Origin of the sequence: Pseudomonas sp. RGM2987, assembly GCF_022952855.1 — a bacterium.
GTDB lineage: Bacteria > Pseudomonadota > Gammaproteobacteria > Pseudomonadales > Pseudomonadaceae > Aquipseudomonas.
This window is the reverse complement of record NZ_JALJDX010000089.1, coordinates 1-9097: the sequence shown is the minus strand read 5'-3', so window position 1 is coordinate 9097 and position 9097 is coordinate 1. Positions and strand designations below refer to the sequence as shown.

The 9097-nt window shown below is 63.4% G+C and carries 8 protein-coding genes; 4 read left to right on the top strand and 4 right to left on the bottom strand.

The features are described from left to right. Window positions 1-142: 142 nt before the first annotated feature. The 4 genes from rpoH to ftsY all read right to left on the bottom strand — a co-directional run bounded on the left by rpoH (window position 143) and on the right by ftsY (window position 4239). Window positions 143-997 (bottom strand): RNA polymerase sigma factor RpoH, encoded by an 855-nt coding sequence (gene rpoH / locus RGM2987_RS01430; RefSeq protein ID WP_003177476.1) that lies wholly within the window; start codon window positions 995-997, stop codon window positions 143-145. A 112-nt stretch (window positions 998-1109) separates the two neighbouring features. Next, window positions 1110-2132 (bottom strand): permease-like cell division protein FtsX, encoded by a 1023-nt coding sequence (ftsX, locus tag RGM2987_RS01425; protein WP_245138334.1) that lies wholly within the window; start codon window positions 2130-2132, stop codon window positions 1110-1112. Further along, a complete protein-coding gene (ftsE, locus tag RGM2987_RS01420) occupies window positions 2129-2800 on the bottom strand; it encodes a cell division ATP-binding protein FtsE (RefSeq protein WP_024778908.1) in 672 nt (223 codons plus the stop codon). The genes ftsX and ftsE overlap by 4 nt, the downstream gene beginning before the upstream one ends. Beyond that, window positions 2797-4239, bottom strand: a complete 1443-nt coding sequence (gene ftsY / locus RGM2987_RS01415) for a signal recognition particle-docking protein FtsY (protein WP_245138333.1) — start codon at window positions 4237-4239, stop codon at window positions 2797-2799. The genes ftsE and ftsY overlap by 4 nt, the downstream gene beginning before the upstream one ends. 333 nt (window positions 4240-4572) lie before the next feature. Here ftsY and RGM2987_RS01410 point away from each other — a divergent pair, with 333 nt between their 5' ends. Genes RGM2987_RS01410 through RGM2987_RS01395 form a run of 4 tightly spaced genes read left to right on the top strand, consistent with a single transcriptional unit; the run spans window position 4573 to window position 9049 of the window. Next, on the top strand, window positions 4573-5928 hold the full coding sequence (locus RGM2987_RS01410; RefSeq protein ID WP_245138332.1) for a pitrilysin family protein: 1356 nt from the start codon (window positions 4573-4575) through the stop codon (window positions 5926-5928). Further along, window positions 5921-7411, top strand: a complete 1491-nt coding sequence (locus RGM2987_RS01405) for a pitrilysin family protein (protein WP_245138331.1) — start codon at window positions 5921-5923, stop codon at window positions 7409-7411. The genes RGM2987_RS01410 and RGM2987_RS01405 overlap by 8 nt, the downstream gene beginning before the upstream one ends. Next, window positions 7411-8022, top strand: a complete 612-nt coding sequence (gene rsmD, locus RGM2987_RS01400; protein WP_245138330.1) for a 16S rRNA (guanine(966)-N(2))-methyltransferase RsmD — start codon at window positions 7411-7413, stop codon at window positions 8020-8022. Before RGM2987_RS01405 ends, rsmD begins: the two co-directional genes overlap by 1 nt. 28 nt (window positions 8023-8050) lie before the next feature. Next, window positions 8051-9049, top strand: coding sequence for a hydrolase (locus RGM2987_RS01395; RefSeq protein WP_245138329.1), 999 nt, complete (start codon window positions 8051-8053; stop codon window positions 9047-9049). Window positions 9050-9097: the final 48 nt, after the last annotated feature.

Genomic DNA, 9097 nt, shown 5'->3' with positions numbered 1-9097 from the left:
GTGTGTCAGATATGGCGATGTCAACTGACGCACCGCATTCGCGAGCAAGCCCGCTCCCACAGGGTTTGTGGTGTTTTCAAGGTTCGCATACAAAAACGCCCCGACCATTACTGATCGGGGCGTTTTTCTGTCGCTGCGCAGGTCAGGCCGCGATCGACACCTTGAGCTTGTTCATCGCGCTTTTCTCAAGCTGGCGAATCCGCTCGGCCGACACGTTGTACTTCTGCGCCAGGTCGTGCAGCGTGGCTTTTTCCTCGGCCAGCCAACGCTGGTAGAGGATGTCGCGGCTGCGCTCGTCCAGCACTTCCAGCGCCTCGTGCAGGTTGGTGTTGGAGTTGTCGCTCCAGTCGGCGTCCTCCAGTTGACGCGCCGGGTCGTACCGGTGGTCTTCCAGGTAGTTGGCCGGCGATTGGAAGGCGCTGTCGTCGTCCGCTTCGGCGGCCGGGTCGAAGGCCATGTCATGGCCGGTCAGGCGGCTCTCCATCTCGCGCACTTCCCGAGGCTCTACGCCCAGGCTCTCGGCCACGCGATGGACCTCCTCATTGTTCAACCAGGCCAGGCGCTTCTTCTGGCTGCGCAGGTTGAAGAACAGCTTGCGCTGGGCCTTGGTGGTCGCGACTTTCACGATGCGCCAGTTGCGCAGGATGAATTCGTGGATTTCCGCCTTGATCCAGTGCACGGCAAACGACACCAGGCGTACGCCCATTTCCGGGTTGAAACGCTTGACCGCCTTCATCAGGCCGACATTGCCTTCCTGGATCAGGTCGGCTTGGGCCAGCCCGTAGCCGGAATAGCTGCGGGCGATATGTACGACAAAACGCAGGTGGGCGAGCACCATCTGCCGAGCCGCCTCAAGATCCTGCTCATAATAGAGACTCTCGGCCAGTTCACGCTCCTGCTCGGGCGTCAGCAAGGGAATGCTGTTCACCGTGTGCACATAGGCCTCCAGGTTCGCACCCGGGACCAGAGCATAAGCAGGTTGCAAAGAAGTGGTCATACGAAAAAACCTCCGACTCACATAACTCGTGCAGTTCAGCACTGCGAAAATTGACCGGGAACCATTGGACAAGTTCCCACAAAAACCGAAAGGTCAATACGCGCAAAAAACACTATTTTGGCGCAAGCTCACGCAGGTGGCGTGCTACCGCAATCCATGCACCGATATAACCCAACAGCACTGCGCCAAGCAAGAGCGACAGCCCATCGGCGACCGGCACACCGGCCAACGCGAAGTCACTGCCATACAAACCGGCCAGCCCCACCACTGCATCGTTCAGCCAATCCAGGCCGAACGCCAAAACACCCCAGGACAGGACCCCGGCACCGAAGCCATACAGCGCGCCCATATAAAGGAAGGGCCTGCGCACATAACTGTCTGTGCCGCCGACGAGTTTAATCACTTCTATCTCGGTGCGGCGGTTTTCAATATGAAGACGAATGGTATTGCCTATCACCAAAAGTAATGCAGAAACCAGCAGCACCGTCAGACCGAAGACAAACCGGTCGCCGAGCTTGAGGATCGCCGCAAGACGCTCGACCCAGACTAGATCAAGTTGCGCCTGTTGTACCTTCGGCAACTCGGAAAGTCTTTGTCTTAATGCTTCAAGGGTCGGCTTGTCGACCTCCTTGGGCGTCACCAACACCACGCCCGGCAGCGGGTTTTCCGGCAACTCCTTGAGCGCCTCGCCCAAGCCGGACTGCTGCTGGAACTCTTCGAGCGCCTGCTCCCGGCCGATGTATTCGGCATCGGCCACGCCCGGCATGGCCTTGATCTGCTCGCGCAGCGCCTGGCCTTCACTCGGGGTCGCCTCCAGTTGCAGGTACAGGGAAATCTGCGCCGCCCGCTGCCAGGAGCCACCCAGGCGCTCGACGTTCTTGAGCAGTAATGACAGGCCCATGGGCAGGCTCAGGGCCACAGCCATGACCATGCAGGTGAAGAAACTGCCGATGGGCTGCTTGCCCAGGCGGCGCAGGCTGTCCAGCAGGCTGGCGCGGTGGCTTTCAATCCAGGCGCGTAGCAGCGTGGCGAAGTCCGGGCCGTCATCCTCGTCGTGCTTTTTCTTTGGCGGCTGCGGCTCGGTGCCCTTCGGCGCCACGCGTTCGGCGACTTTAGAACTGCGGGTAGCACTCATACGCCGGCCTCCCCGTCACCAATCAATCGACCGCGCTGCAAGGTGAGCATGCGGTGACGCATGCGCGCGATCAGTGCCAGGTCGTGACTGGCAATCAGCACGCTGGTGCCCAAACGGTTGATGTCTTCGAATACGCCCATGATCTCCGCCGCCAGGCGTGGGTCGAGGTTACCGGTGGGTTCGTCCGCCAGCAGCAGCGCTGGACGGTGGACGATGGCCCGGGCAATGCCAACGCGCTGTTGCTGGCCGGTGGACAGGTCGCCCGGGTACAGGTCGGTCTTGTCCGACAGGGCCACGCGCTCCAGGGCCGAATCCACCCGTTTATTGATCTCGGCCTTGGACAGCCCGAGGATCTGCAACGGCAACGCCACGTTATTGAACACGGTGCGATCGAACAGCAACTGGTGATTCTGGAACACCACGCCGATCTGGCGCCGCAGGTAAGGGATCTGCGCATTGCTGATGGTGCTCAGGTCCTGGCCGGCCAGCAGCAGCTTGCCGGTGGTAGGCCGCTCCATTGCCAGCAGCAGGCGCAGCAGCGTGCTCTTGCCGGCGCCGGAATGGCCGGTGACGAACAGAAACTCGCCACGGCGGACTCGAAAGCTCAGCTCATGCAAGCCGACGTGACCGTTCGGATAGCGTTTACCGACCTGTTCGAAACGAATCATGAGTGCTCCCGCTCGGCAAACAGCGCCTGGACAAAGGGCTCGGCTTCAAAGGTGCGCAGATCGTCGATGCCTTCGCCCACGCCGATGTAGCGGATGGGCAGGCCGAACTGCTTGGCCAGGGCGAAAATCACCCCACCCTTGGCGGTGCCGTCGAGCTTGGTCAGGGCCAGGCCCGTGAGCTCGACGGTCTGGTTGAATTGCTTGGCCTGGTTGATGGCGTTCTGGCCGGTGCCGGCGTCCAGCACCAACAGCACTTCGTGGGGCGCGTCGGCGTCGAGCTTGCCGATCACCCGGCGCACCTTCTTCAACTCTTCCATCAGGTTGTCTTTGGTGTGCAGGCGACCGGCCGTATCGGCGATCAGCACATCGATGCCCCGGGCCTTGGCGGCCTGTACCGCGTCGAAGATCACCGAAGCGGAGTCGGCGCCGGTGTGTTGGGCAATCACCGGGATCTTGTTGCGCTCGCCCCACACTTGCAGCTGTTCCACCGCAGCGGCGCGGAAAGTGTCGCCAGCAGCGAGCATCACTTTCTTGCCTTCGAGCTGCAGCTTCTTCGCCAGTTTGCCGATGGTGGTGGTCTTGCCGGCGCCGTTGACGCCCACCACCAGGATCACGAATGGCTTGTTCTGCGAGGCAATCACCAATGGCTGTTCCACCGGCTTGAGCAAGCCGGCGAGTTCGCCCTGGAGGGATTTGTACAGCGCGTCGGCATCGGTCAGCTGTTTGCGCGCGACCTTCTGGGTCAGGCTCTTGATGATCACCGAGGTCGCCTCGACGCCGACATCGGCGGTCAACAGGCGGGTTTCGATGTCTTCGAGCAATTCGTCATCGATGACTTTCTTGCCCAGGAACAGGCTGGCCATGCCTTCGCCGATGCTGGCGCTGGTCTTCGACAGGCCTTGCTTGAGGCGGGCGAAGAAGCCGACTTTGCTCTCTTCGGGCACACGTGCTGGCTCGACGGGGGCCAACGCCTCCACCGGGGCCGGTTCTGGCTCAACGACAGCCGGTGCACTGACAACGGCCGGCACTTCGACGATCGGTGCCACGACTGGAACCTCGACTGGAGCCTCGACCGGCTGCGTCGGCGCGGGAATCGGCGGGGTGATGTGCGGGGCTTGGGCGTCTTCGACAAACGCCACCGGCTCTTCCGCCACCGGTAAGGTCAGCCAGGGGGCTTGTTCGGCAGGTGGCGTCAGCGGCTGTTCGGCCACCGGCTCAGGCGCGGGTTCAGCTTCAGGCTCGACCGGTTGCAACACCGGCTCGGCCAGCGGCAGGACGATGGGGGTCGCTTGCTCGTCCACCGGCTCGGCGGCGGGTTCAGGCAGCGCTTGCGGCTGTTCGACGACGGTTTCCTGCGGCTTCTTGCGCAGCCATCCGAACAGGCCTTTCTTCTCGCCAGCCTCAGCTGGGGTCTTCTTGTCGTCGTTGGAACCAAACATGGAGGACGGCTATCTCACGGTAGCGACGCGCCACGGGGGCGCCTCGGTAATAAAAATTCAATGCTGAACAGACTGCGTTTCATCCAGCTTGTTCACGCGCAACAGATTGTCGAAATGTCCCCGAGACATTCCACGGTCAATTTTTTCGAAGGACTGGCGGGGCATCATCGGCGAAAACGCCGTGATCAGCGGACAAACTTCACGCTTGTGCAAAGTGTCCGGCCGACAAAAGGCCCGATAGGCGTGGCCGCCAGTAAAACGGACCGTTATCCTAGCACCCTCTCGCCCGCCGACGCTAAGACCTGGCAGGCAACCCAACAGGTTTAAACACGAATGAATGCTCTTGCCCGCCGCGCCGCAGGCCTGCTGCTCAGCACAGTCTGCCTGCCTTTTTCAGCCCTGGCTGCCGACCCACAACCCACCCATGAATTCACCCTCGACAACGGCCTGAAGGTGGTGGTGCGCGAAGACCATCGCGCGCCAGTGGTGGTGTCCCAGGTCTGGTACAAGGTGGGCTCCAGTTACGAGACACCGGGCCAGACCGGTTTGTCCCACGCCCTGGAACACATGATGTTCAAGGGCAGCGAGAAGGTCGGGCCCGGCGAAGCCTCGCTGATCCTGCGCGACCTCGGTGCTGAAGAGAACGCCTTCACCAGCGACGACTTCACCGCCTACTACCAGGTGCTGGCCCGGGACCGCCTGGGCGTGGCCTTCGAACTGGAGGCCGACCGCATGGCCAGCCTGCGCCTGCCGCCGGAAGAATTCAGCCGCGAGATCGAGGTGATCAAGGAAGAGCGCCGCATGCGCACCGACGACAAGCCGATGTCCAAGGCCTTCGAGCGTTTCAAGGCCATGGCCTACCCGGCCAGCGGCTATCACACCCCGACCATCGGCTGGATGGCCGACCTGGACCGGATGACCGTCGGCGAGCTGCGTCACTGGTACGAATCCTGGTACGCCCCGAACAACGCGACCCTGGTTGTGGTCGGCGACGTCACGCCGGATGAGGTCAAGGTCCTGGCCCAGCGCTATTTCGGCCCGGTGGCCCGGCGCGAGGTGCCGACGGCGAAGATCCCCCTGGAATTGGCCGAGCCCGGCGAGCGCCAGATCACCCTGCATGTACAGACCCAACTGCCGAGCCTGATGCTGGCTTTCAACGTCCCAAGCATCGCCACGGCGACCGATAAGCGTTCGGTCAACGCCCTGCGGCTGATTTCAGCCTTGCTGGACGGCGGCTACAGCGGGCGGATCCCGACCCAGCTGGAGCGCGGCGAAGAGCTGGTATCCGGCGGCTCGTCGAACTACGACGCCTACACCCGTGGCGATTCGCTGTTCACCTTGTCGGCGGCACCCAATACCCAGAAAAACAAAACCATGGCCGAGGCCGAGGCCGGGCTGTGGCGTTTGCTTGATCAACTGAAGAGCACCGCCCCGACTGCCGAAGAGCTGGAACGCGTGCGCGCCCAAGTCATCGCCGGCCTGGTGTACGAGCGTGACTCGATCACCAGCCAGGCCACCGCCATCGGCCAACTGGAAACCGTCGGCCTGTCCTGGAAGCTGATGGACACCGAACTGGCGGACCTGCAGAGCGTGACCCCGCAAGACATCCAGAAGGCAGCCCAGCTGTATTTCACCCGCTCACGCCTGAGCGTTGCACACGTTTTGCCCGAGGAGAAAGCTCATGAGTGAGCGCCAATCATCGCGCCTGCTGCTGGTCGGCCTGGTGTTCGTCGCCGTGGCCTGTGCCCTGGCTTTCTATCTGTCGCCCTCCTCCCGCGTCACCGCGAGCCAGGCACTGGATGACGCCAAGTCCGGCAAAAAGCTGCAATCGCTGGCCGAACTGGACGGCAAGGCCCCCGGACATCGTCAGCTCGACGTCCAGACCTGGAACACCGCGGAAGGCGCCAAGGTACTGTTCGTCGAAGCCCGGGAGTTGCCGATGTTCGACCTGCGCCTGACGTTCTCCGCCGGCAGCAGCCAGGATGGCGACGCCCCCGGCCTGGCGCTGCTGACCAACGCGATGCTCAACGAAGGCGTGGCCGGCAAGGATGTCAGCGCGATTGCCGAAGGATTCGAAAGCCTCGGCGCGGACTTCGGCAACGGCGCCTACCGTGACATGGCCGTGGCGTCCCTGCGCAGCCTCAGCGCGGCGGACAAGCGCGAGCCGGCGTTGAAGCTGTTCGCCGAAGTCGTCGGCAAACCGACCTTCCCCGCCGATTCCTTCGCCCGTATCAAGAACCAGATGCTCGCCGGCTTCGAGTACCAGAAACAGAACCCCGGCAAACTGGCGGGCCTGGAACTGATGAAGCGCCTGTATGGCGATCATCCCTACGCCCACTCCAGCGACGGCACCGCGCAAAGCATCCCGTCGATCACCCTGGCCCAGGCCCGGGCGTTCCACGCCAAGGCCTACACCGCTGGCAACGCGGTGATCGCGCTGGTGGGGGATTTGTCCCGTACCGAGGCCGAAGCAGTCGCCAGCCAAGTGTCCGCAGCGCTGCCCAAAGGCCCGGCCCTGGCGAAGACCCCGCCCCCGGTTGAGCCGAAGGCGAGCGTCAACCACATCGAGTTCCCATCCAAGCAGACCAACCTGATGCTCGCACAGCTGGGCATCGACCGAGACGACCCGGATTTTGCCGCCGTATCCCTGGGCAACCAGATCCTCGGCGGGGGTGGTTTCGGCACCCGGCTGATGACCGAAGTGCGGGAAAAACGTGGCCTCACCTACGGCGTGTACTCCGGTTTCACGCCGATGCAGGCCCGTGGCCCGTTCATGATCAACCTGCAGACCCGTGCCGAGATGAGCGAAGGCACGCTGAAGCTGGTGCAGGATGTATTCGCCGATTACCTCGCCAGCGGTCCGACCCAGAAGGAACTGGATGACGCCAAGCGCGAGCTGGCGGGCAGTTTCCCGCTGTCCACCGCCAGCAACGCCGATATCGTCGGCCAGCTCGGCGCCATGGGTTTCTATGATTTGCCGCTGAGCTACCTGGAAGATTTCATGCGTCAGTCCCAGGCGCTGACGGTCGAGCAAGTCAAGGTTGCGCTGAACAAACACCTGAGCACAGACAAAATGGTCATCGTGACCGCAGGTCCGACCGTGCCGCAAAAGCCGTTGCCGGCCCCCACTGATAAACCTGCCGAGCAACCGCTCGGGGTTCCGGAGCACTAATGGCCCGACCATCGAATTCCAGCAAGAAACCCGTCCACAACGGTGTGAACCAGTTACGCATCATCGGCGGCGAGTGGCGCAGCCGGCGCCTGAGCTTTCCCGACGCCCCGGGCCTGCGTCCGACCCCGGATCGGGTGCGTGAAACACTGTTCAACTGGCTCGCACCCTACGTGGCAGGTGCAAGGGTGCTCGACCCGTTCGCCGGCAGCGGCGCGCTGTTCCTTGAAGCGCTGTCTCGTGGCGCGGCCATGGGCCAGGCGCTGGACGCCAGCAACCTGGCGGTTTCCAGCCTGAAAGAGCACCTGGGCACGCTGCGCTGCACCGTGGGCCAGGTGCACACGGCCGACGCGCTGCGCTACCTGGACAGCCAGCCGGCAACGCCCTTCGACCTGGTGTTCCTGGACCCGCCGTTCAACCAGAACCTGCTGCCGACGGTATGCGCCCTGCTGGAGGAACGGCAGTGGCTGGCTGCGGATGCCTGGGTCTACACTGAAAGCGAGACCGCCCCGTCCACCCTTGGCTTGCCAGGCAATTGGCGCCTGCATCGCGAGCAGAAATCCGGACGGGTGTATTACGCGTTGTGGCAGCGCATGGCAGACGCCGCTGGCTGAGAGGCTGGCCAGTGCATCGAGAATAAGAATGTCCGCCGCACCTGAACGTTTCGTCCCGGCCCCGGGCCTTGGCAATCCACACTTGCAGACCTTGTGGGGCCCGCTTTGGCGCAAGACCACCCACATCGACCGCCAGCGCGAACGCCTGTGGCTGGAAGACGGTGACTTCCTCGACCTCGACTGGCATGGCCCCCATCGCGCCGAGGCGCCCGTGGTGCTGATCCTCCACGGGCTGACCGGTTCGTCCAACTCGCCTTACGTGGCCGGTTTGCAACAGGCCCTCGGGCGCCAGGACTGGGCCAGCGTTGCACTGAACTGGCGCGGCTGCTCGGGCGAGCCGAACCTGCTGCCCCGCAGTTATCACTCGGGCGTCAGCGAGGACCTGGCCGCTGCCATCACCCATATCCGCGCCCAGCGCCCCTTGGCGCCGCTGTTTGCGGTGGGCTATTCGCTGGGCGGCAACGTGCTGCTCAAGCATCTGGGGGAAACCGGCAGCGCCAGCCAGCTCCAGGGCGCGGTGGCAGTCTCGGTGCCGTTTCGCCTCGACCAGTGCGCCGATCGCATCGGACAGGGCTTTTCGCGGTTCTACCAGGCGCATTTCATGCGGCAATTAGTGGCCTACGTGCGCAACAAGCAGCGCCAGTTCCAGCATGACGGCCGCCATGAAGGACTGGCGACCCTGGCGGCGCTGGGCCCGTTGGAAAACATGCGTACGTTCTGGGATTTCGATGGCCGAGTGACCGCGCCGCTGCATGGTTTCTTGGATGCGGCGGATTACTACCGGCAGGCCTCCAGCCGTTATTTCATGAGCCGGATCGACACCCCGACGCTGCTCATCCAGGCGGCCGACGATCCGTTCGTGTTTCCCCACAGCCTGCCCGAGCCCGCCGAGCTATCGGCCTCGACGCGGCTTGAGCTGCATGCCCGGGGTGGGCATGTGGGGTTTGTCGATGGGACGCTGCGCAACCCCGGGTATTACCTGGAGCGTCGGATTCCGCAGTGGTTGGCAAGCCTGGGCTCTAGGTGAAGGTTGTTGTTTTTGTGGCGAGGGCGCTTGCTCCCGCGGGTGTGCGTA